17 protein-coding genes and 1 pseudogene are annotated in these 21,651 nt (G+C 70.9%); 13 read left to right on the plus strand and 5 right to left on the minus strand.

Annotation, left to right across the window (positions count from 1 at the left end):
- Positions 1-59 precede the first annotated feature (59 nt).
- The 3 genes from ACQPZX_RS11500 to ACQPZX_RS11510 all read left to right on the plus strand — a co-directional run bounded on the left by ACQPZX_RS11500 (position 60) and on the right by ACQPZX_RS11510 (position 5,183).
- Positions 60-1,598 (plus strand): phosphate ABC transporter substrate-binding protein PstS, encoded by a 1,539-nt coding sequence (locus ACQPZX_RS11500; protein ID WP_433378339.1) that lies wholly within the window; start codon positions 60-62, stop codon positions 1,596-1,598.
- 139 nt (positions 1,599-1,737) lie between these two features.
- Positions 1,738-4,641, plus strand: coding sequence for a discoidin domain-containing protein (locus ACQPZX_RS11505; RefSeq protein WP_433378342.1), 2,904 nt, complete (start codon positions 1,738-1,740; stop codon positions 4,639-4,641).
- A 62-nt stretch (positions 4,642-4,703) separates the two neighbouring features.
- Complete coding sequence (locus ACQPZX_RS11510; protein WP_433378345.1) at positions 4,704-5,183, plus strand: hypothetical protein; 480 nt, start codon at positions 4,704-4,706, stop codon at positions 5,181-5,183.
- Between the two features lie 146 nt (positions 5,184-5,329).
- On the opposite strand, the gene ACQPZX_RS11515 is transcribed toward ACQPZX_RS11510, so the two are convergent.
- Complete coding sequence (locus ACQPZX_RS11515) at positions 5,330-6,760, minus strand: MFS transporter (protein WP_433378348.1); 1,431 nt, start codon at positions 6,758-6,760, stop codon at positions 5,330-5,332.
- Between the two features lie 23 nt (positions 6,761-6,783).
- On the opposite strand from ACQPZX_RS11515, the gene ACQPZX_RS11520 reads away from it, so the two are divergent.
- The 5 genes and pseudogenes from ACQPZX_RS11520 to ACQPZX_RS11540 all read left to right on the plus strand — a co-directional run.
- Positions 6,784-7,758 carry a DUF2804 domain-containing protein gene (locus tag ACQPZX_RS11520; RefSeq protein WP_433378350.1) on the plus strand — a complete coding sequence of 325 codons (975 nt, stop codon included), beginning with the start codon at positions 6,784-6,786 and terminating at the stop codon, positions 7,756-7,758.
- Positions 7,759-7,833: 75 nt separating this feature from the next.
- Positions 7,834-9,987, plus strand: a complete 2,154-nt coding sequence (locus tag ACQPZX_RS11525; RefSeq protein ID WP_433378353.1) for an SCO7613 C-terminal domain-containing membrane protein — start codon at positions 7,834-7,836, stop codon at positions 9,985-9,987.
- A 101-nt stretch (positions 9,988-10,088) separates the two neighbouring features.
- The gene (locus ACQPZX_RS11530) at positions 10,089-13,160 is read left to right on the plus strand and encodes a putative bifunctional diguanylate cyclase/phosphodiesterase (RefSeq protein WP_433378355.1); all 3,072 of its coding nucleotides are present in this window, start codon (positions 10,089-10,091) and stop codon (positions 13,158-13,160) included.
- 30 nt (positions 13,161-13,190) lie between these two features.
- Entirely contained in the window at positions 13,191-14,438 is a 1,248-nt protein-coding gene (locus ACQPZX_RS11535) for an aminotransferase class I/II-fold pyridoxal phosphate-dependent enzyme (RefSeq protein WP_433378358.1), read from the plus strand.
- A gap of 62 nt (positions 14,439-14,500) precedes the next feature.
- Positions 14,501-15,568, plus strand: a pseudogene (locus ACQPZX_RS11540) (MFS transporter); the annotation flags it as partial.
- Between the two features lie 107 nt (positions 15,569-15,675).
- On the opposite strand, the gene ACQPZX_RS11545 reads toward ACQPZX_RS11540, so the two are convergent.
- Positions 15,676-15,873 carry a hypothetical protein gene (locus ACQPZX_RS11545; RefSeq protein ID WP_433385199.1) on the minus strand — a complete coding sequence of 66 codons (198 nt, stop codon included), beginning with the start codon at positions 15,871-15,873 and terminating at the stop codon, positions 15,676-15,678.
- 84 nt (positions 15,874-15,957) lie between these two features.
- A complete protein-coding gene (locus ACQPZX_RS11550) occupies positions 15,958-17,202 on the minus strand; it encodes an IS110 family transposase (protein WP_433366742.1) in 1,245 nt (414 codons plus the stop codon).
- 239 nt (positions 17,203-17,441) lie between these two features.
- On the opposite strand from ACQPZX_RS11550, the gene ACQPZX_RS11555 reads away from it, so the two are divergent.
- Positions 17,442-17,822 carry a YybH family protein gene (locus tag ACQPZX_RS11555; RefSeq protein ID WP_433378361.1) on the plus strand — a complete coding sequence of 127 codons (381 nt, stop codon included), beginning with the start codon at positions 17,442-17,444 and terminating at the stop codon, positions 17,820-17,822.
- A gap of 15 nt (positions 17,823-17,837) precedes the next feature.
- Positions 17,838-18,278 carry an inositol monophosphatase family protein gene (locus tag ACQPZX_RS11560; protein WP_433378364.1) on the plus strand — a complete coding sequence of 147 codons (441 nt, stop codon included), beginning with the start codon at positions 17,838-17,840 and terminating at the stop codon, positions 18,276-18,278.
- Here the strand turns inward: ACQPZX_RS11560 and ACQPZX_RS11565 are convergent.
- Complete coding sequence (locus tag ACQPZX_RS11565; protein ID WP_433378367.1) at positions 18,265-18,897, minus strand: O-methyltransferase; 633 nt, start codon at positions 18,895-18,897, stop codon at positions 18,265-18,267. The genes ACQPZX_RS11560 and ACQPZX_RS11565 overlap by 14 nt on opposite strands.
- 49 nt (positions 18,898-18,946) lie before the next feature.
- Between ACQPZX_RS11565 and ACQPZX_RS11570 the strand changes: the two genes are divergently transcribed.
- The 3 genes from ACQPZX_RS11570 to ACQPZX_RS11580 all read left to right on the plus strand — a co-directional run bounded on the left by ACQPZX_RS11570 (position 18,947) and on the right by ACQPZX_RS11580 (position 20,739).
- Positions 18,947-19,513, plus strand: a complete 567-nt coding sequence (locus ACQPZX_RS11570; protein WP_433378370.1) for a TetR/AcrR family transcriptional regulator — start codon at positions 18,947-18,949, stop codon at positions 19,511-19,513.
- Between the two features lie 25 nt (positions 19,514-19,538).
- A complete protein-coding gene (locus tag ACQPZX_RS11575) occupies positions 19,539-20,027 on the plus strand; it encodes a VOC family protein (RefSeq protein ID WP_433378373.1) in 489 nt (162 codons plus the stop codon).
- 301 nt (positions 20,028-20,328) lie between these two features.
- Positions 20,329-20,739: an integrase gene (locus ACQPZX_RS11580; RefSeq protein ID WP_433378376.1), complete on the plus strand. Its 411-nt coding sequence runs from the start codon at positions 20,329-20,331 to the stop codon at positions 20,737-20,739.
- Here the strand turns inward: ACQPZX_RS11580 and ACQPZX_RS11585 are convergent.
- On the minus strand, positions 20,714-21,649 hold the full coding sequence (locus tag ACQPZX_RS11585) for a hypothetical protein (RefSeq protein WP_433378379.1): 936 nt from the start codon (positions 21,647-21,649) through the stop codon (positions 20,714-20,716). The genes ACQPZX_RS11580 and ACQPZX_RS11585 overlap by 26 nt on opposite strands.
- Positions 21,650-21,651 lie beyond the last annotated feature (2 nt).

The following is a 21,651-nucleotide window of genomic DNA, read 5'->3' on the forward strand; positions in this document are numbered from 1 at the left end:
GTCTGCCGTTCATCGCGGGCGCGTCGCCGGGTCATGTGTCGCGACTTGGCTCACGCGTCATGCGGGTACGGGGAATGATCGCCGCGGTGCTGTGCGGCGTGCTGATCTTCGGGGACAGTCCGGCGTTCGCCGCGAGTGCGCCGGTCAGCGGGGCCGGGTCGACGTTTGCCGAGAACGCGATCCTGCAGTGGACCGCCGACGTGCAATCCACCGGCCTGCATGTCAACTATGCGGGGACGGGCACGCTCAACGGGCAGGAGCAATTCCGGGCCAAGCTGGTCGATTTCGCGGTCGTCGATTTCCCGTACGAAACGCCGCCGGCCCGGCCGTTCGAATACGTGCCTCTCGTCGCGCAGGACGCGTCGTTCATCTATCACCTGACCGTCGGCGGGAACCGGGTCACGAGTCTGCGGCTGTCGGGCGAGACGCTCGCGGGCATCTTCACCGGCGCGATCACCGCGTGGAACGATCCGGCGATCCGGGAGGACAACCCCGGCTTGGCGCTGCCCAGCACCCGGGTCATCCCGGTGGTGCGGTCGGACGCCAACGGGACCTCGGCCATGTTCACCGGCTGGCTGGCCGAGCGCTATCGGGACCGGTGGAACACGTTCTGCCCGGGATGTGGCTCCCGCACGGTCTTCCCGAACCCGGACGGCGAGTTCGTGGGGCAGGCCGGGGCAAGCGCGGTCGTCGGCGTCGTCGCGCAGATCGAGGGGACGATCACATACACCCCATTCTCGTACGCCTTCGTGGCGCACCAGCCGACGGCGAAGGTCCGCAACGTGGCCGGGTACTTCACCGCGCCGACCGCCGCCGCCATCGGGATCGGGCTGCGCGAGGGCGGCAGCTCCGATCCGCGGGCCTATCCGCTGGTCTCGTACACGAGCATGGTCGTGCCGACCTCGGACATCACCGCCGAGGAGGGCCGGACGCTGACGCAGTTCGCGGCGCACGGCGTCTGCGAGGGCCAGCGGATCGCCCCCCTGCTGGGCTACGGCGTGCTGCCGCCTGACCTGTCCCGGCTCGCGCTCGAGCGGCTCGGAAAGGTGCCGGGCGCGGACGTGCCCGACCCCTTCATGTGCGCGGACGTGGCCGCCGCGATCATCGGGTCGGCGCCGTACCCGTCGAACTGCGACGTCTGCGAGCAGATCACGACGACGGTGCAGCCGGGCGCGCTGTTCCTCTCGGTCGAGCCGGGCGACGTCGTGCTGCCCACGCCGGTGCTCACCCCGGACGGGGAGAAGCTGGTCACGAGCGGGGACATCCGGACGCTGACCGTGGCGGACCTCCGGGCCGGCAACCCGGGCTGGTCGGTCAGCGCGCAGGCCACCGACTTCATCGATCTCACCGGCGCGGCGTCGCAGCACATCGCGGCGGCGCATCTGGGGTGGACGCCGTCGGTGGTCGAGCAGATGCCGGTGCAGCGGGTGACGGCGGGGCCGCGGGTGACGGGCCTCGATCAGCCGGCCACGCTGGCACAGGCGGCGGCCGGCTACAGCAACGGGACCGCACGGCTGGGCGCGCACCTGACTTTGGACGTCCCGACCACGACGCTGCCGGGCACGTACACCACGACGCTGACCTTCACGGTGATCTAGTCACCTTGTGTGACTGCTGTGAATGACACCCACGCTTCGGCCGGAGCCGAACCGCCCGTTCGATTGTTCACAGAGAGTGATCACAGCAGGTTGAATGGCCGCCAGGATTAATCTTGGGGGTCGGGTGCGAGGTCGGAACATGTGGCGGCCGCGGTTGGCGGCAACCGCGGTGATGTGTGTGCTGGTGGGTACGGCGATCGCGCTGCACCAGCAATCTGACGGAACGACGGCGGCCGCTGCCGATCCGCACGCGGGGCACATCATGCCCAAGGCGATTCCGGTCGCCGTCACCCAGGCCGCGCCGCTGCCGACGACCGGGTGGACGATCACCGCCGACAACAACAGCGCGCAGGCCGCGAACGTGCTGGATGGCGACGCGACGACGCTGTGGCGGACCACGGCGACCGCGCTGCCGCACATGCTCACGATCGACACCCACAACCGGATCGCGCTGAGCGGCCTGACCTATTTGCCGCCGTCGGACTCGGCGAACGGGCGGATCGGGCGCTACGAGGTGCTGGTCAGCGACGACGGCACGACGTGGAGCAAGCCGGTGGCGACCGGCACGTTCGCGGACGACGCCACGCTCAAGAACGTCGCGATCGGCACGGTCGTCACGCGGTTCGTGCGGCTGCGGGCGCTCAGCGAGGCCGGCGGCCGCAACACCAAGTCGGCCGCGGCGGAGATCAACCTGCTGGGCGGGACCGACCCGGCGCTGCCGCGGACGGGCTGGACCGCCGAGGCGGACAGTGAGGAGACCGCGGGCGAGGACGGGCGGGCGCAGAACGTGCTCGACGGGAACACCGCCTCGATCTGGCACACGTCGTACAGTGACGCGGAGCCGGATCTGCCGCACACGCTGACCGTCGACATGAAGAAGACCTACCTGGTCTCGGGCCTCAGCTACCTGCCGCGCCCGGCGGACTCCCTGAACGGGCACATCGGGAAATATCAGGTTTTCACGTCATCGGACGGTGAGGCGTGGAGCGAGCCGGTGGCGAGCGGCACGTTCTCCGACAGCTCGGCCGTGCAGTCGACGACCTTCGCGCCGCAGATCGCCCGGTTCGTGCGGCTGGTAGCGCTCAGCGAGGCCGGCAACCGCGGGCCGTGGAGCAGCGCCGCCGAGATCAACGTGCTGGGCCGCACCGATCCGTCGCTGTCGCGCACCGGCTGGACGGCCAAGGCCGACAGCGAGGAGACCGCGGAAGAGGACGACAAGGCCGCGTACGTCCTCGACGGCGACCCTTCGACGTTGTGGCACAGCGCTTGGAGCTCGAATCCGCCGGCCGCCCTGCCGCACACGCTGACCATCGACATGAAGAAGTCGCAGTCGGTCGGCGGCTTAACCTACCTGCCGCGCCCCGCCGATTCGTGGAACGGACACATCGGAAAATATCAGGTTTCAACCTCAACTGATGGGACAAACTGGACTGTAAGGGCGTCGTCGGCGTTCCCGGATACCGTCGCGCTCCAGACCGTGGTGTTCCCTGCGGCAAATGCCCGATACGTGCGGCTGACCGCCCTCACCGAAGCCGACGACCGCGGCCCGTGGAGCACCGCCGCCGAGATCAACGTGCTCGCGCCGACCGGAAGCGTCGTCGCCGGCCGCGGCAGCTTCAGCGCCCCCATCGGCTTCCCGCTGGTGCCGGTGGCCGCCGCCCAGCTGCCCAACGGCAAGATCCTGACCTGGTCGGCGTTCCAGCCCGACGACTACGTCGGCGGCTACGGCCAGACCGTCACGGCAACCTACGACCCGGCGACCGGCGTAGTCACCCAGCGGACCATCACGACCACCGACCACGACATGTTCTGCCCCGGCATCTCCACGCTGCCCGACGGCCGGATCCTGGTGACCGGCGGCAACGACAGCGAGAAGACCAGCATCTACGACCCGAAGACCGACGCGTGGACCCGCGGCCCGAACATGAACACGCCGCGCGGCTACCAGGCCAGCACCACCCTGTCCGACGGGCGCGTCTTCACCATCGGCGGCTCGTGGAGCGGCGGGTACGGCGGCGTCAACGGCACCCCGCGCAAGAACGGCGAGGTGTGGTCGGCGACCAAGGGCTGGATCTCGCTGCCCGGCACCGACGTCACCAAGATGCTGACCGCCGACGCCGACCCGAACGGCGACTACCGCAAGGACAACCACGCCTGGCTGTTCGCCTGGACCGGCGGGTCGGTGCTGCAGGCCGGCCCCTCGAAGAAGATGAACTGGTACGGCACGACCGGCACCGGCACGACGACGTCCGCCGGCACCCGTGGCGACGCGCCCGACCAGATGAACGGCGACGCGGTCATGTACGACACCGGCAAGATCCTGGCGCTGGGCGGGTCGCCGAGCTACGAGCAGAGTCAAGCCACCGCGAACGCGTACGTGATCACCATCAACGGCGTGAACAAGGCGGTCACGACGAAGAAGGTCGCGCCGATGGCGAATACGCGGTCGTTCGCGAACGCGGTGCCGTTGCCGGACGGAACGGTCGCGGTCTTCGGCGGGCAGAACTACGCGGTGCCGTTCTCGGACAACACCTCGGTCTTCACCACCGAGCTGTGGGATCCGAAGACGGAGAAGTTCACCGCGCTGGCATCGGCGACCGTGCCGCGTAACTACCACAGCGTCGCGCTGCTGATGCCGGACGGCCGGGTCTTCACCGGCGGCGGCGGGCTGTGCGGCACCGGCTGCGACACCAACCACTTCGACGGCCAGGTGTTCACGCCGCCGTACCTGCTCAACCCGGACGGCTCCGACGCGGTCCGGCCGGTCATCACGACGGCCCCCACGACCGCCGCCAACGGCGGCAAGATCACCATCAAGACCGACAGCGCCGTCTCGTCTTTCGCGATCATCAGGATGGGTACGGCGACGCACACGGTCGACACGGACCAGCGGCGGCTGTCCCTAACCCCCACGGCGGTCAGCGGCGGTTATCAGCTGACAATCCCGTCGGACGCCGGGGTGGCGTTGCCGGGCTACTGGATGCTGTTCGCCATGAACGCCAAGGGCGTGCCGAGCGTCGCCAAGGTGATCAAAATCGGCTGAGTTTGTGCAGTTCCGGTGTGCGGGGTCGCTCCGGCGGCCCCGCATTTCCTAAGGTCTTGATCATGAAAGCGATCCGGATCTGGCTGGTTGTCTTCGTGATCGGCCTGGCGATCAGCGGCCTGACCGCGTTTCCCCTGGTCGCCGAGACCCGCTTGCTGGCTTCGGTGCTGCACCACGTTCCGGCGCCCGGCCCGCTCGTCGCGTGGATCGACCGGGTCGCGCTGGGACTGCAGGTGACGGGCCGTGAGTTTCCCTTCATCGCGTACGGGACGGACTGGCTCGCCTTCGCGCATCTCGTGATCGCCGCGGCCTTCTGGGGCCCATGGCGCGACCCGGTCCGCAACATCTGGGTCGTCGAGTGGGGCATGATCTGCTGCCTCGCGATCATCCCGCTGGCCCTGATCGCCGGCCCGATCCGCCACTTGCCCTGGTGGTGGCTGCTGATCGACATGTCCTTCGGCGTCTTCGGCCTCATCCCGCTGCTCGTCATCCGCCGCCTGATCAAACGCCTCCCCACCCCAGCCGCAGCACTTAACCATTGATGACTTGCCGCGCAGCACGCGCAGCACCTCACCCTTGATGACTTGCCGCTTGGCTCGCGCAGCAGCTCATCGATGATGAGGTGGCGTTCGGGGTGCGCAGCAAGTCATCGATGATGAGGTGGCGTTTCGGAGCTTGCGGCAACTCATCAACGCTGAGCCGGCGCACCGGCCGGGACCGGTGCACCCTCGTAAACCGCGCCGAAAACCGCCTCCGCCGCGAAAACCACCGCGCCGGCCGCGAACAACCACATCGCGTGCCGGGCAAATCCGCTCGCGGCCGCGCTCCCAGCGATCGCCGCGAACAACGCCACCCCCAGCGCGCCACCCGTCTGCCGCGCCGTGTTGCTGGCGCCCGACGCGATGCCCGGCGCGGACGGAACCGTACGCATCGCGGCCGTCACGATCGCCGGGGTCAGCACGCCCAAACCCGCCCCCCACACCGCCAGCGCCACCAGCAGCATCGGGTAAACGGGCCGGCCGACCGAGAAAGCAATGCCCACGAACCCCACCGCCGCCAACCCCAGTCCCAACGCCGAGGTGCGCCAAGCGCCGATCTGGTGCACGAGCCGCCCAGCAGGAGCGCCCAACAACGGCAACGGCAGCATCCCCGGCAGCAGAAGCAGCCCAGCGATCAGCGGCGAGAGCCCGTGCACGTCCTGGAAGAGCTGGGTCAGCAAGAACAGCGACCCGAGCACGCAGAAATTCATCAGGCCGGCCACGCCACACGCGGCGGCGAGCGGCCACCGCGCGGGGGAGGACACGGTCAGCAGCGGCGGATCGGCCCGCCGCTCGACCACCCGGAGCACGACCGCCCCGACGACGGCCACCAGAAGAAGGAGTGGCGCCCGCTCGATGATCGCGGTCACGAGAACCCCCAGCGTCATCGCCAGCACCCCCGCCCCGAGCCAGTCGACCCGCCCGCCGGCCCCCACCCCAAGCCGTTCGCCCCGCCCGCCGGCCCCCACCCCAAGCCGTTCGCCCCGCCCGCCGGCCGCCGACTGAGCCGGCCGCAGCACCGGAAGGAGCGCCAGCAAGATCACCGGCACGTTGAGCCAGAAGACGGCCCGCCACCCCACGCCCTGCACCAGCAACCCGCCGATGAACGGCCCGGCCGGCAGCGCACACCCACCCACGGCCGCCCACAGCCCCACCACCCGAGCGCGGGCCTGGTCGGAAGGCGCCGCCGAGCTCAGCAGCGCGAGCGTCCCCGGCAACATCAGCGCCGCCGACACCCCCTGCAGCGCCCGCCCGGCGATCAACACCGGCACGGCCCAGGCCACCGCACAAATCACCGACGCTACGAAAAATCCGATAAATCCGGACAGCACCACAGTGCGGTGGCCAAGGCGGTCACCCACGGCACCAGCAGCGAGCAAGAGAGCCGCCAAAGGCACGGTATAGGCGTCCACCACCCAGGCAAGCCCCGACGAGGAAGCCCCAAGACCCGCCCCGATCGACGGAAGCGCCACATTCACCACGGTGACGTCGAGCAACACCAGGAAATACCCGCCACAGAGCGCGAGCGTCAGCGATTTCCTGCCCATCGACCGATGCTTTTCCCTCTCGATCGATTCCATGCGTCTGGGATAGCCTGCCCGCCATGATCAACGAGCGGGAGATAAGGACACCGGTCGATTTGTGCCTGCCCGGCGGCCGTCTCAACCCGGACGCGGTCGGCTGGACGCGACGCCCGCTGCACCGCGCCAACCTGCGTGGCTGGGGCCGCACCAAACGCTGGGAGTACTGGGGCATCGTCACCCCCGCCCACATCCTCGGCCTCGTCGTCTCGTCGCTCGACTACGCCGGCGTCCACGGCCTCTACCTCTTCGACCGGGTCAGCGGCCGCGAGACCCGCGTCGACGCCACCATCCCGCTGGACCGCACCGTCCGGCTCCCCACCCGAGCGGGCGAGGGCCAGGTCGCGATGCACGCCAAGAACCTCACGATCAAAATCGATCAGAGCCCGACGCGTACGGCGATCACGGCGCGTTCCCGCGGTGTGGAGATCGATCTGGTAGTCCCCGCCGTCGAGAACCACGAGTCACTGGGTGTCGTAGTCCCGTGGAGCACCCGCCTGTTCCAGTACACGCTCAAGGACCTCGGCCGCCCGGTGCACGGCGTGCTGCGCGTAGCGGGCGTCGAGCACCCGGTAGACCAGGGTTTCGCCGTGCTCGACCACGGCCGCGGCCGCTGGCCCTACTCCGCCTCCTGGAACTGGGCCGCCGGCGCCGCCCCCGGCCGCGCGATCCAGCTGGGCGGCCGCTGGACTGACGGCACCCCCTCGACCGAGAACGCCGTCTTCCTCGACGGCCGCCTCCACAAGATCAGCGAGCACCTGACATGGGAGTACGACCGCGGCAACTGGCGACGCCCCTGGCGCATCCACGGCGAGCGCGTCGACGCCCGCTTCGAGCCCTTCCACGAGCGCGTGGCCCGCACGAACCTGGCCGTCGTGGCGAGCGAGACCCACCAGTGCTTCGGCCACTTCTCCGGCTGGGCCACCACCGACGACGGCGGCCGCGTCGACCTGGACGGCCTCACCGGCTGGGCCGAGGAGGCCCGCAACCGCTGGTGATCTGAGTCGCGCGCACGTGCGCGCTGAGTATCCGTGCTCAGTCCCGTACCGCCGCGCGCCACAAGGATCAACCACGTGACGTATCCCTGCCCCAACTGCGGCGCCCCGGCTTCCCTGGAGTCCGGCTGCCCGTCCTGCGGCCGTGGTCCCGACCACGACGCCGCCGAGGTGATTCGCACCGACGCCGAGATCGGCGCCCTCATCGCCGAACTGGCCACCGCCCAGCACGTCGTCCGCGACCTGGAGATCCGCATCAACCAGGCGTGGCAGCGCCGGCATGCGGCAGCAGCACGCGTACGCATCACAGCGGCGCCAAAACGCAGCAACGGCGTGCAAACCACTCTCTTCGTCCTGGGCGGCCTCCTCCTGGGTTCGGCCGCGATCGTCTTCGCCGCCGTGGCGTGGTCTCAGTTCGGCATGGCCGGCCGCGCCACCCTGCTGGCCGTAGCGACCTTCGCGGCCTTGGCCGTGCCACCCTTCGCCTTGAGGCGCGGCCTGAGGGCAACCGCCGAAACCATGGCCGCCGTCGGACTGCTGCTCACGCTGCTTGACGGGTACGCCGCCTGGTACGTGAACCTGCTCGACGTAACCACGATGTCCCCCACCCGCTACGCCGGCCTCGTCTTCACCGTCACCGCCACGATCGCCATCGCCTACGCCCTACTCACCCGCCTGATCGCCCCACGCTATGCGGCCCTGATCGCCTTCCAGCCGGCCCTCCCGCTGCTGGTCGCCCCCGCTAACCCGGGTCTGGCCGGCTGGTCGCTGACCTTCGGCGCGTTGGCCGCCCTCAACCTCGCGGCCCGGCGCCTCTCACCGGCTTACGCCTTCGCCGCAATCGCCACCCTGATCGCCTTCGCGCCCGCTGCGGTCGCCGGCCTCAACACCCTCGTGACCGCGACCCCCTTCTTCCACGCGGCCTGGCAGCACACAGTCCCCGGCCCCGCTTGGCAGCTCCCCGCCGCGCTGGCCCTGGTCACCGCCGCCCTGTTCGGCACCGTCCCGCCCCGCCTGCGCCCCGCGTCCCTCTTCGCCGGCGCGACCGCGATCGCCTTGGCTCTCCCCGCCGGCCTCCGCCTCCCGTGGTGGAACGGCCCGATCATCGACCTGGTCGTCGTGGCCGCCGTCCTGTACCTGACCGCCCGCCGCGCCGCTCCCGCTCTGCACGTTCCCGCCACCCGCGCGGCCGCTCTGTCCGCCGCGGCTTCCCCGGCGACCCCGAGCACGGCCGGCACCGTCGTCCGCGTGGCAACCGCCGACTCCCTGGTCACCCTCGTGAGCCAGCTCGTCACCGCCGCCCTGTTGAGCGCGCACGCCTTGATCGCCGGCTTCGGCCGCCCGGGCACGGCCGCAGCGGTCCTGACCACGATCGCCCTGTTCGGCACGGCCCTGGCTGTCCGCTCGCGGCACGCTGCCCTGGCCGGTGCCGGACTCTTCATCGCCTTGCTCACGATCCCCGCGATCGCGTGGACGACCACCGCCGCCCTCGACCTCTCCACCGCCGCTCAGTTCCGAGCCGTAGCGGTCGCCACCGCCGCGGCGCTCACCTTGGCAGGGCTGGCCTCCAGCCGGCCATCGGGCGGCGTCGCCACCGAAGAGGGGCCATCGTCTGGCCGCGTTGGCGCCGAGGGCCTGGCGATGGACGCCGCGGCGGGGCCGTCATTTGACCGCGGCGTGGCCGTTGCAGGGCTGTGGGGCCGTCTCGCCCCGGCCGCCGGGCCGTCGTCGGTGCGGGTCGCCGCGCTGGCCCCCGCGGCTCCGCTCGTCGTCACGCTGATGGCGGTGGCTGGGGCGGCGCCCGCGGGGGCCGTGCTCGAGGCGTACACGATCATCGCAAGCGGCCTGGCACTTGCCGTGACCCTTGTCGCCCGGCGTGACCACACTTCCAGCTGGGCCATCTACGGCCCGGCGCTGATCGTCGGGTTGCTTCCCAGTCTCGTCCTGGTGCTCACGCACGACGGCGAGCATCTGCGCCGCCTGCTGCTGGGGATCGCCGCGCTCGCCATCCTGCTGGTCGGCGCGAGGGCACGGCTGCGCGCCCCGCTGCTGGCCGGGGCCGGGACGCTCGCCGTGGTCGCGCTGCACGAAGTGGGGCTGGTGTGGGATCTGATTCCGCGCTGGATCCCGCTCGCGGCCGGCGGTCTGCTGCTCGTCGTGGTCGCCGCCACGCTCGAATCGCGCCGGCGGGATCTCGCGCGATTCCGGCACGCGCTGGGGCGGATGAGCTGATCCGTTCAGCGGAAATTTCCCACCGAAGCTAACACCGCGTTACCGACTGCCGATGCGAAGGGCCACACCCACCTGGCCCTGCCACGCAGATCGGAGCACGGATGTCGCCCGCGCGCCTGCAGTCGTGCTTCGCCGCCTGGATCGTGGCGTTGACCGTGCTGTTCTACGCCTTCCCGGCGTTCAGCATGTTCACCTGGGCCGCGATCGGGCTCTCCGCCGCCCTCGCGGTGATCGTCGGTGTGCAGGTGCACCGGCCGTCGAAGCGCCTGCCCTGGTACCTGTTGTCGGCCGTGCTGGTGAGCTTCACCGCCGGTGACACCACGTACAACATTCTCACCGACTTCATGGGTCGGCAGAACCCGTTCCCGTCCCTGGCCGACGTGTTCTACCTGCTCGTCTACCCGATGCTCGCGGTCGCGCTGCTGATCTTCATCCGGGCGCGGTCGGGGGCGGACAACCGGGCGGCGCTGCTCGACGCGCTGGTGCCGACGGCGGGCCTGGGCCTGCTCTCCTGGGTCTTCCTGATCTCGCCGTACGTGCGGGACGACAACATGGGCCTGCTCGAGAAGCTGACCTCGGCCTCCTACCCGCTCGGCGACGTGCTGGCGCTGGCCATGCTGCTGCGCCTGCTCACCGCCGGCTCCCGCAAACCGGTCGCGCTGACCACGCTTGCCGCCGGTGTGACCGCGCTGCTCGCCACCGACGTCGTGTACGGCCTGCGCCAGCTCGACGGCACCTGGCAGGTGGGCGGCCCGACCGACTCCGGCTGGATCTTCTTCTACACCGCGCTCGCCCTGGCCGCGCTGCACCCGTCGATGCGGCGGCTCACCTCGGGCGGCGACGCGGCCACCCAGAGCGTCGCCGGCGGCCGGCGGGTCGCGGCCATGGCGATCGCCTCGTTGATCGCCCCGGCCGTGCTGGTGATCGAAGACCTCACCGACGGCGTCGAGGACGCCATCATGATCGCCACCGCATCCGGCACGATGTTCCTGCTGGTGATGGCCCGGGTCGCCGGACTCATCCAGTCGCAGCGCGAGAACACCGCCCGCGAGCGGACCCTGCGCATGTCGGCGGCCAACCTGGTCGCGGCCAGCAGCGAGACCGAAGCCGGCGAGGCGGTCCGGCAGGCCGTCGCCGCGCTGGTGCCCGAGGGCGAGGACTACCGGTTCTGCTACGTCCGCGGCGTCGCCGACCCGGGCGAGGCCAGCGGCCTGGTGGGAACCGGCTGGGCGTCCGTCGCCGACCTGCCGGCCGTCGTCGCCGCCCAGTTCGGGGACTTCGAGTCGGCCCTGTACGGCGAGTCGGTCATCGGCTCGCCCGACGGCACCCTGCCCCACCGCAACCGGGCGTACCTGGCCGCCGACGACCACGTGCTGACCGCGCTGCAGCCGTCCTTCGAGGCTTTGATGGCGCAGGGCACGCTCGCGGTCGAGCGGATCTCGCTGACCGAGGAGATCAACCGGCGCAGCAGCGAGGACTACTTCCGCGCGCTGATCCAGAGCGCCTCCGACGTCATCCTCATCGTCGGCGACGACGAGCGGATCCGGTACGCGAGCCCGTCCACCCTGCCGGTCTTCGGCCGCACCGACCTCACCGGCACCCCGCTGGTCCGGTTGTTCGCGAGCACCGACCACGCCGACCTGCGGGCGCTGCTCGAGCAGGCCGCCAGCGGCCGGGGCTCCCGCGACGGTGTCGACCTGAACGCGATCTCCGGCGACGACCTGCTGCTGCAGGTCGAGGTCACCTGCCGCGACCTGCGTGACGATCCGGCCGTCGACGGCCTGGTCGTCACGATCCGGGACGTCACCGAGCGGCGCCGCCTCGAGAACGACCTCGCGCACCAGGCGTACCACGACTCCTTGACCGGGCTCGCCAACCGCTCGCTGTTCCAGAACCGGCTCGAGCAGGCGGCTCTCTCCGCCGAGAGCACCCGCAGCCTGGTGGGTGTCCTCTTCGTCGACCTCGACGACTTCAAGGAGGTCAACGACACGCTCGGGCACGGCGCCGGCGACCAGCTGCTGGTCGCGGTCGGCCGGCGGATCGCCGAGGTGGCCGGGCGCCTGAACATGGCGGCCCGCACCGGCGGCGACGAGTTCGCGGTGCTCATCGAGCACATCACCGACCCGGACGAGGTCGAGCGGGTCGCCGAGGGCATCGTGGTCGCGCTCAGCGAGCCGATCGAGGTCACCGACGGCACCGGCGGCCGGCACCTGGTCAGCGGCGCGGCCAGCGTCGGCGTCGCCACCAGCGGCGACGCGGACGGGATCACCGAGCTGCTGCGCCGGGCCGACGTGGCCATGTACGTGGCGAAGACCGACGGCAAGCGCACCTGGCGGCTGTACCGCGACGAGCTGCACCAGGAGATGATCCACCGGCTCGAGATGCGCTCGGCGCTGGTCGAGGCCGTGCCGGGCGACCAGATGCGGCTGCGCTACCAGCCGATCGTCGACCTGCCCACCGGCGAGATGATCGGGCTCGAGGCGCTGGTGCGCTGGCAGCACCCGCTGCGCGGCCTGCTCGGCCCGAACGAGTTCATCGAGCTCTCCGAGGAGAACGGCTCGGTGGTCGCGATCGGGGGATGGGTGCTGCGCGAGGCGCTGGGCACCTTCGCCGGCTGGCGCGCCTCGCCGGGCGGGGCCTCGCTGAAGTACGTCAGCGTGAACGTCTCGGCGCGGCAGTTCCGTACGCCCGGGTTCGTCGACCAGGTGCGCGAGGTGCTCGCCGAGACCGGCGTCCGGCCCGAGTGGCTGCTGCTGGAGATCACCGAGAGCCTGGTGCTGCACGACGCCGACCAGGTCTGGGCCGACCTCCGCGAGCTGCGCGCCATGGGCATCCGCATCGCGATCGACGACTTCGGCACCGGCTACTCGTCGCTGAGCTACCTCAGCCAGATGCCGGTCGACGTTCTCAAGATCGACAAGTCCTTCATCGACGACATCCTGCACAGCGCCCAGCAGATGGCGCTCGTGGAGACCATCGTCAGCCTCGCCCGCACGCTCGAGCTCAAGGTCGTGGCCGAGGGCATCGAGCTCGACGGCCACCGCGACGCGCTCGCCGCCATGGGCTGCCCGTACGGCCAGGGCTACCTGTTCTCCAAGCCGGTCACCGCCGACGAGATCGGCGCCCGGCTCGGCCTCGGCACCACCAGCACCACCAGCACCCCTGCCAAGTAACCCGCCAAGTAAGTAGTTGGAAGGAAGCACATGTCTCTTGCGCCTCTTACCGGTCTCGATTTCGTCCAGCGCGAAGGTCGCTGGGCGGATCTGGAGCGGCTGCGCAGCGGCAACCCCATGTACGACGCCGTCATCGAGGAGATCGACGGCCGCCGCATCAGGGTCGGCGACCACTGGCTGTCCGACTTCGCCTCCTGCAACTACCTCGGCTTCGACCTGGAGCCCGAGATCGCGGCGGCCATCGAGCCCGAGGTGAAGCGCTGGGGCACCCACCCGAGCTGGTCGCGCCTGCTCGGCAACCCGGCGATCTACCCGCAGATCGAGGAGCGCCTGACCGAGCTGCTCGACGCCCCCGACACGCTGGTGATGCCCACCATCACGCACATCCACATGTCGGTGCTGCCGATCCTGGCCGGCAAGGGCTACATCTTCCTCGACTCGCAGGCCCACAAGACCATCTACGACGGCAGCATGTACGCCCGCGGTCTGGGCGCCACGGTGCAGCGGTTCCGGGCCAACGACTACGAGCACCTGCGTGAGCTGCTGCGCGCGGCGCCGGGCGGCGTGCCCAAAGTGATCGCCATGGACGGCGTGAACAGCATGACCGGCAACGCGCCCGACATCGCCGCGTTCGCCGCGATCGCCCGCGAGTTCGGCGCGCTGCTCTATGTGGACGACGCGCACGGCTTCGGCGTGATCGGCGAGCGGGCCGCCAACGAGATGTCGCCGTACGGCATCAAGGGCAACGCCATCGTGAAGTACTGCGGCGAGTCGTACGACAACATCGTGCTCGTGGGCGGCTTCTCCAAGTCGTACTCGTCGCTGTTGGCGTTCTTGGCCCTGCCCACCTGGCTGAAGAACCACCTCAAGGTCGCCGCCCCGCCGTACCTGTACTCCGGCCCGGCCCCGACCGCGTCGCTGGCCACCGTCATGGCCGGCTTCGACGTCAACGAGAAGCGCGGCGACGCCATCCGCGCCGACCTGTACCGCAAGACCATGAAGGTCCTCGACCACGTGCGTGGCCTCGGCGTCTTCACCCCGAACACGGGGACGACGCCGGTGATCGAGCTGCCGCTGGCCGCCGGCGAGGACATCGACGCGGTCGGCAAGCTGCTCTGGGACCGGGGTATCTACGTCACGCTCGCCGCGTACCCGCTGGTGCCGCGCGACCAGGTCGGCTTCCGCGCCCAGGTCACGGCGGCCAACTCGGACGCCGAGCTGGACCAGCTCAACGACGTCATCACCGAGCTGGCCGAGGCCGGGAAGCTGCGTCGCTGATGCGGTTCGCCGGTCCGCTGACGCCCCTGCGCCACCGGCAGTTCCGGCTGCTGTGGACGGGGATGAGCGCGTCGCTGATCGGCGACGGCATGCTGCTGGTCGCTCTGGCCTGGCAGGTGTACGACCTGTTCGGGGTGCCGGCCGCGATGTCCGCGGTCGGCGTCGCCCTGTCCCTCCCGCAGGTCGTGACGCTGCTGCTGGGCGGGGTGATCAGCGACCGCTTCGACCCGCGCCGGGTGATGCTCGCCTCCGACCTGCTGCGCGGGGCGGTGATGGCGGGCATCGCCGTGCTCACGCTCACCGGGGCGCTGACGTCACTGTGGATGCTGCTGGCGCTGATCGTCGTGTACGGGGCGGCGGCCGGGTTCTTCGGCCCGTCGTTCGATGCGCTGGTGCCGCAGATCGTGCCGGAGGACGACCTGGTCGCGGCCAACTCGCTGGACCAGTTCGTGCGGCCCGCCGGCATGCAGATCTTCGGGCCGATGCTGGCCGGCGCGGTCATCGCGATCGGCGGGGCGGGGTGGGCGTTCGCGGTTGACGCCCTGACGTTCGCGGTCTCCGTGGCCTGCCTCCTGGCGATGCGTCGCACGGCCGCTCTGCCTGATTCGGCGGATGCTTCCGGAGAGTCGCTCAGGGAGGAGATGCGGGAGGGCATCGGGTACGTGCGCAAGCACGTCTGGCTGTGGGGGACGTTCCTCTCCGCCACGTTCACGTACCTGCTGTTCGTCGGCCCGACCGAGGTGCTGCTGCCCTATGTGGTGAAAACCGAGCTGGGCGGGAGCGCGACCGCGCTCTCGCTGGTGCTCACGTCGGGCGGCCTCGGGGCGATCATCGCGGCGCTCACGGTCGGGTGGATCGGCATTCCGCGGCGGTTCATCACTTACATGTACGGGACGTGGGCCGTCGCCACCCTCGCCGTCGCCGGGTACGGGGCGGCCAGCCACACCTGGCAGCTGGCGCTGGCATGCGTGGTCGTCAACGGCCTCGAGGCGGCCGGCACGGTGGCGTGGGCGACGACCAAGCAGCGACTCGTCCCGACCCGGATGCTCGGCCGGGTGTCGAGTGTGGACTGGTTCGTGTCGACGGCGCTGCTGCCGCTGTCCTATGCGCTCGCGGCGCCGATCGCGGGCTGGATCGGCGTGCGGGAGACGCTGCTCGGGGCGGGGCTGCTCGGGGCGGTCGTCACGTTCGGCTTCCTGTTCCTGCCCGGCATGCGCGGACCGGAGCAGACGCCGGTCTACCGCCCGCGGCACGCCCGCTGGCTGCAGCCGGTCGCGCCGGCCGCGGTGCCCGCCGCGTGGGCGGCCCCCCGCCCACCGGTCGTCGCGCCCACCGCCGAGCTCGCGCCGGCTCCGATGGTCGCGCCGGCTCCGATGGTCGCGTCGGCTCCGATGGTCGCGTCGGCTCCGATGGTCGCGCCGGCTCCGATGGCCACCGTGCCCGCCGCTGTGGAGTCCGTGCACCGACCCCGGCATTCCGCCGACCGAGAGGAAGTGCTCGTCGCATGAGTAGCCCTGTGTCAACCCGTCGCGGTTTGGTCTTGGTTGAGGAGGCGTTGGAGGGCTCGGTGCTGGTCGGGGTCGTAGGTGGTGTTGGTGGTCCAGCATTTCCAGATGATGTCGAGCCAGGCTTTGGCCAGGATGCGGACGGCGTGGGGATGGTCGTGGCCGCGGTTGCGGGCGCGGTTGTAGAGGTCGGCGGCCCAGGGGTTGGCGCGGCGGCTGTCGCCGGCGAAGTCGCAGACGGCGTCGCGCAGTTGTTTGTCGACAGCCCAGCGGAACGCGACGACGCGGGCTTTGCCGGATTGCCGGGTGGAGGGTGCGACTCCGGCGAGGCAGGCCAGCGAGGCCGCGGTGGGGAATCTGCCGCGGGCGTCACCGATCTCGGCGAGCAGCCGGGCGGCGCGGACCGTGCCCGAGCGGGGCAGGCTGGTGAAGATTCGCCGGTCGGGGTGCAGGGCGAGGGCTTCGCTGATCTGCTGCGCCAGGGCCTCGATCTGAGTAGTGATCGTGTGCAGCGTGCTGAGGTAGGCGTGGGTGATGCCGGCCAGGGCGCGGCCGTGCTCACCGGCGACGCCGGCCGGCGCGGCGGTGATGCGCTGGTGCAGCACGGCGGGATCGACGCGTCCGCGGTAGCCGACGCTGCTCAGCCAGGCGGTCAGGCGTTTCGGCGAGAGCCAGTCGAGGGCGTCCTGGGTGTCGAAGCGGGTCACGAACTGCAGGCTGATCGCGGAGTCGAGGTCGCGGAACAGGTCGATGACCGCGGGCAGCGCGGTCTGCAGATGGGCGCGCAGCTGGTTGGTGACGGCGACGCGGTGGGCGACGAGGTCTTTGCGTGTCCGGACCAGTTTGCGCAGCGTGGTCGTGGCCGGGCTGTCGAGCAGCAGTGGTGTCAACCGGCGCTGGTCGGTGCGCACGGTGTCGGCCAGGACGTAGGCGTCGAACCGGTCGTCCTTGTTACCGGCCGAGCCGTAACGCTGCCGCAAGGCCTTGACCTGCGACGGCGGGACCACGAAGACGGTGCGGCCGGCAGCGAGCAACGCGTCGACCACGGGTCCGTCACCGCGTTCGATACCGATCGCGTCCACACCATGGCGGTCCAGGACCGCGTTGAGCCGGGCCAGGCCGGCCTTGCTGTGAGCCACGGTGAATCGTTCGATCGGCTCGCCGTCACTGTCGATGATGCAGACGGCGTGGTTGTCCTTCGCCCAGTCGATACCGGCCGTGACCGCTCGCCTCACGCCGGGGGTGTCCTGCACACTCATTGTTGCCTCTCCGCTGCGCTACCAGTGGGGAAGCACCTGGCGGTTCCGGGACACCGCAGCCGGTTGCTCATTGAGCGGCGTTCGCAGACGCATAGCCCTGTGGCCGATCGGGGTGTCCCGGGCCGTCGGGCCTCGCAGAACTCATGCTGGACCTCGAAGGTCGAGCGAGCAGGGCGATGGCCCGAGGGTCACCGGTGCACTCGAACCAACATCAGCTCGAGTGGAACAAGGGTGCACCAATGAGCGAACCCATGGACGCCGTCCGCGACCTCAGCGCCGCCTTCGCCGCCCGCGACCTGAGCGCCGCCCTCGCCTGTTTCGTACCCGGCGACTGCGTCGGCTATGTCGGCTCGGAGCGCGGCGAGACCGCCAGCGGCCGTGACGCCCTGACCGCATTGCTGGGCAAGGTCTTCCTGCGCGATGAGGCGTACGCGTGGAAAGAAACGGCCGCGACCGTCCATCGCCACGGTGACCAGGCCTATGTCTTCACCGAGGCCGAAGGCGAGGTGCGCTCCGACGCCGGCGTCGTGAGCGAGTTCGCCTACCGCGTGTCGGGCCTGGTCGAGCTCGTCGGCGGACGCTGGCTGTGGCGCCACTGCCAGGGCGGCGAGCCCACATAGCGTTTACTACGGAGGGTGCCTTCCGGCGATCTTGAGCTCGCCGTCGCCGCGGCCCTGGCCGGCGCCTCCGTGGTCCGTGCCGCTTTCGGCGCCCCGCTGGACCGCTTCGACAAGGGCGCCGGCGATTTCGCCACCGCCGCCGACATCGACGCGGAGAAGGCGATCCTCGACCTTCTCCGCGCGGCCCGTCCCGGCGACGCGGTGCTGGGCGAGGAGACCGGACTCTCCACGACGCTGGCCCTCGCGTGGGTGGCCGCCGGCCGCCGCGCCGCCTACGTGACGGACGGCTCGCTGCGCGACAGCGTCCACTTCGCCCCCGGCATCGCGCTTTGCGAGGCCGCCGGATGTGTGGTGACCGGCCTGCGCGGCGAGCCCTGGCAGCAGGAGAACGCCGGCCTGCTCGCGGCCGCCGACCGGGAGACCCACGCCGCGCTGCTGGCCGTCATCGGCAGCTGATCGCCATCCCGTCCTCGACCGGGAAGTCGACGGTCACATAGCCGTTGGCCGGGTCGCGCACGTAGTCGAGGTACGGCCGCACGCTGGCGAAGCTCGCGTCGTCCGCGACCACCGGCGCGCCTGGGGAGAGGCGTGGCTCGAGCAGCCGCAGCACCGGCAGGTAGAGATCCTTCCACCCGTCGAGCAGTACCATGCCGATCGGGCCGTCGATGCCGGCCAGCGTCTCGAGCGCGTCCCCCGGCAGCACGTCGATCAGGTCGGCGACGCCGGCCGCCGCGAAATTGTCCCGGGCCGCGGCCACCTTGGCCGCGCTGAGCTCGGTGGTCACGAGGCGTCCGGCGCCGTTGTCGCGCAGGGCGGCGGCAAGATAAAGACCCGAGATTCCGTACGACGTCCCGAACTCGACCACGGTCTGCGGCCGCGACGCGCGCGCCAGCGTGTAGAGCAGGTTGCCGCCCTCGGGCGAGACCGGCATGTAGACCGGCGCGAGAGCCTCGGCCCGCTCGGCGGCGGTGGCCCCGGCCGGCAGGGGCCCGAGGTCGAGCTCGTCGTCCCGCTCGGCGGCGGCATGCAACCGCTCGAGAACGTCCTTGATCGGCCCGCTGTGCAAACTTGTCATGTCGGCTAGGCTAGACGCAACGTTGCGTCTACTCAAGGAGTACGGTCTCATGCATCGCGGCAATCGGCACGGCCGCAGCGAACAAGCCCGCGTCGCGGTCCTGGAGGCGGCCGACGACCTGCTGGTCGAGCACGGTTTCGCCAAGCTCACCGTCGAGGCCATCGCCCAGCGGGCCGGCGTCGCGAAGCAGACGATCTACCGCTGGTGGCCGTCGAAGACCGACATCCTGCTGGAGGCGTTCCTCACCGACGCCGCCGAGGAGCTGACCCCGCCCGACACCGGCGACCTCGCCGCCGACCTGGCCGGTCACCTGTCGGCGCTGGCCACCTTCCTGACCGCCTCGGACGCGGGGGCGGTCTTCCGCGCGCTGACCGCCGAGAGCCTCCACGACCCGCGCCTGGCCGCGAGGCTGCGCGCCGAGCACCTCTCCGCCCAGCGTGCCCGCGACCGCCTGCCCCTCGAGCGAGCCGTCGCGCGCGGCGACCTGCCGGCCGGCGCCGACCTCGACGCGATGGTCGACCGCCTGGTCGGGCCGCTCTACTACCGGGCCCTGGTCACCGGCGAGGAGATCACCCCGGCCTATGTGCTCGCGCTGGTCAATGCGGTCCGTACCTGACCGGAATGCCTGCCACGCTGGGCGCATGTTGCTTTCGACTTCAGAGGTTCCCGCCGGCGGCTCGGTGCTGAACCCGTTCGCCATCGTGGACGACGCGGCCGGGCTGGTCACGTTCGTGGCCGAGGTCTTCGACGCCGAGGAGGTCGCCGAGGCGCGCACCCCGATGCCCGACGGCAAGCTCATCCACGCCCAGCTGCGGCTCGGCTCGACCGACCTGATGATGGCCGACCGGCTCGACGGCTGGCCCGCCCGGCCCGCGCTGCTCCAGGTCTGGGTGCGCGACGTCGCCGCGGTGCTCGAGCGCGCCACCGCGCGCGGCGCGAGCGTCATCACCGAGCCGACGCCGTTCTACGGCGAGACCACGCTGGGCCGCATGCTCGACCCGTGGGACAACATCTGGTGGCTCTGGGCGCCGGCGCCCGGCCGGCCCGACCCCAAGCCGCATTGGGAGGGCGGCACCGACACCGTCTTCGCCACCCTCGACAAGGCACTGAGGCAGCTGGCCACCCGATAGGGCGTGAGGGCCAGGCTCGCGCTGAGGGGCCCGCGTCGCGGTGAGGGCCGGCGTCGCGGTGAGGGCCGGCGTCGCGCTTAGGGCCGGCGTCGCGCTTAGGGCCGGCGTCGCGGTGAGGGCCCGCGTCGCGGTGAGGGCCCGCGCCGTGCTGAGGGCCCGCGCCGCGACGAGGGGCCTACGCCGCGACGAGAGGCCTACGCCGCGACGAGAGGCCTACGCCGCGACGAGAGGGCGAGTGCACTTAGCGAGCGGGGCGCTCGACAAGGCGCTCGGGGAGCGGGCGCCCCGATAGGGTGCCGGCATGAGGATCCGGTTGCGGCGGCTGCACATCGGGGAGCGGGCGTTCGTGTGGCGTGCCGAGATCGGGCATGTCGAGGGCAGCTCGGACTGTCATCGCCGCATCCGGGTGCGGGTCTGGGGCGGCGGCCGCAACGGGCAGGCGCTTCAGGCGGATCTGCTGTCCACCGCGTGGGGCACGCCCTGGACGGCCTGCGCCACCGACGGGTCGTATCCGACCAGTGGGGACGTTCGGGCGCTCATCGACTTCGGGCTCGCGCACGGCTGGGAGCCGGACCGCCGGGGCGGCACGTTCGTGCTGCCGGAGGAGAGCGGGTTCGCGCTGCCCGCCTCGTTCACCGGGAATTGGCTCGTGATGGAGCCGGGCGGTGCGGATCCCACCGCCCGGGTCAGTTCACTGTGGAACTCGAGATGACCGGGTCGCCCTTGCCGCGGTAGAAGACGCCCGGGAAAGTCTCGAAGCCGTCGCTCGGGTTGCTGTGCAGCTTCGAGTTGCGGATCGTCAGCGTGCCGCTCAGGTCGTTGCTGACGAAGAAGATGGCGCCGCCGCCCTCCTTGGCGTGGTTCTTCTCGATGATCGTGCCGTCGACGGTCAGCTTGATGTCGTTGCCGTCCATGTAGATCGCGCCGCCGCTGCCGCCGCCGGGGGTGCCCGCGCGGGCCGGGTTGGCGCCGTTGCCGACCGCCGAGTTGCCGCTGAGGACGCTGTTCAGCACCATCCACCGGGCGTGCAGGCTGCTCAGGGCCGCCCCGTTCGAGCACGACCCGCCGGTGAACGTGCTGCCCACGATGTAGACGGTGTTGTCGCCGCCCTGATAGCTGATGCGGATCGCGCCGCCGCCCACGTCCGGACCCGTACGGTCGCATTTGTTGCCGGTGAAGCGGGAGTTGATCACCTTGAACGACCCGCCGTAAGCGAAGATCGCCCCTCCGCCGCCGCCCCAGTCGGCGGTCTGCCCGGTGCCGTTGCCGTTCTTGAAGGCCATGTTCTGCACGACGAGCTTGGGCGTGGTCTTCTCGATGCACGAGCCGCCGCCGCTGCCCTGGGCCTGGTCACACGTGTTCATGTAGAGGATCCGGCGCTTGCCGGCGCCGTCGAGCGTGACCCGCCCGCCGCCGTCGAGGACGACCTGGCTGACGGTGTTGCGGACCTTCGCGGTCGCGGTCATCGTGATCGTCACCGGCTGCGGGCCGCAGTTGAAGGCGATGACGCCGCCGGCCGAGACGGCCTTGACCACCGCGGCGGAGGTGCAGCTGGCGGGGGTGCCGTTGCCGATCGTCCGGGTCGGCTTGCTCGTGTTGACGGCGCGCGCGACCGCCGGCACCG

This window comes from Actinoplanes sp. CA-142083, from assembly GCF_050942195.1.
Taxonomy (GTDB): Bacteria; Actinomycetota; Actinomycetes; order Mycobacteriales; family Micromonosporaceae; genus Actinoplanes.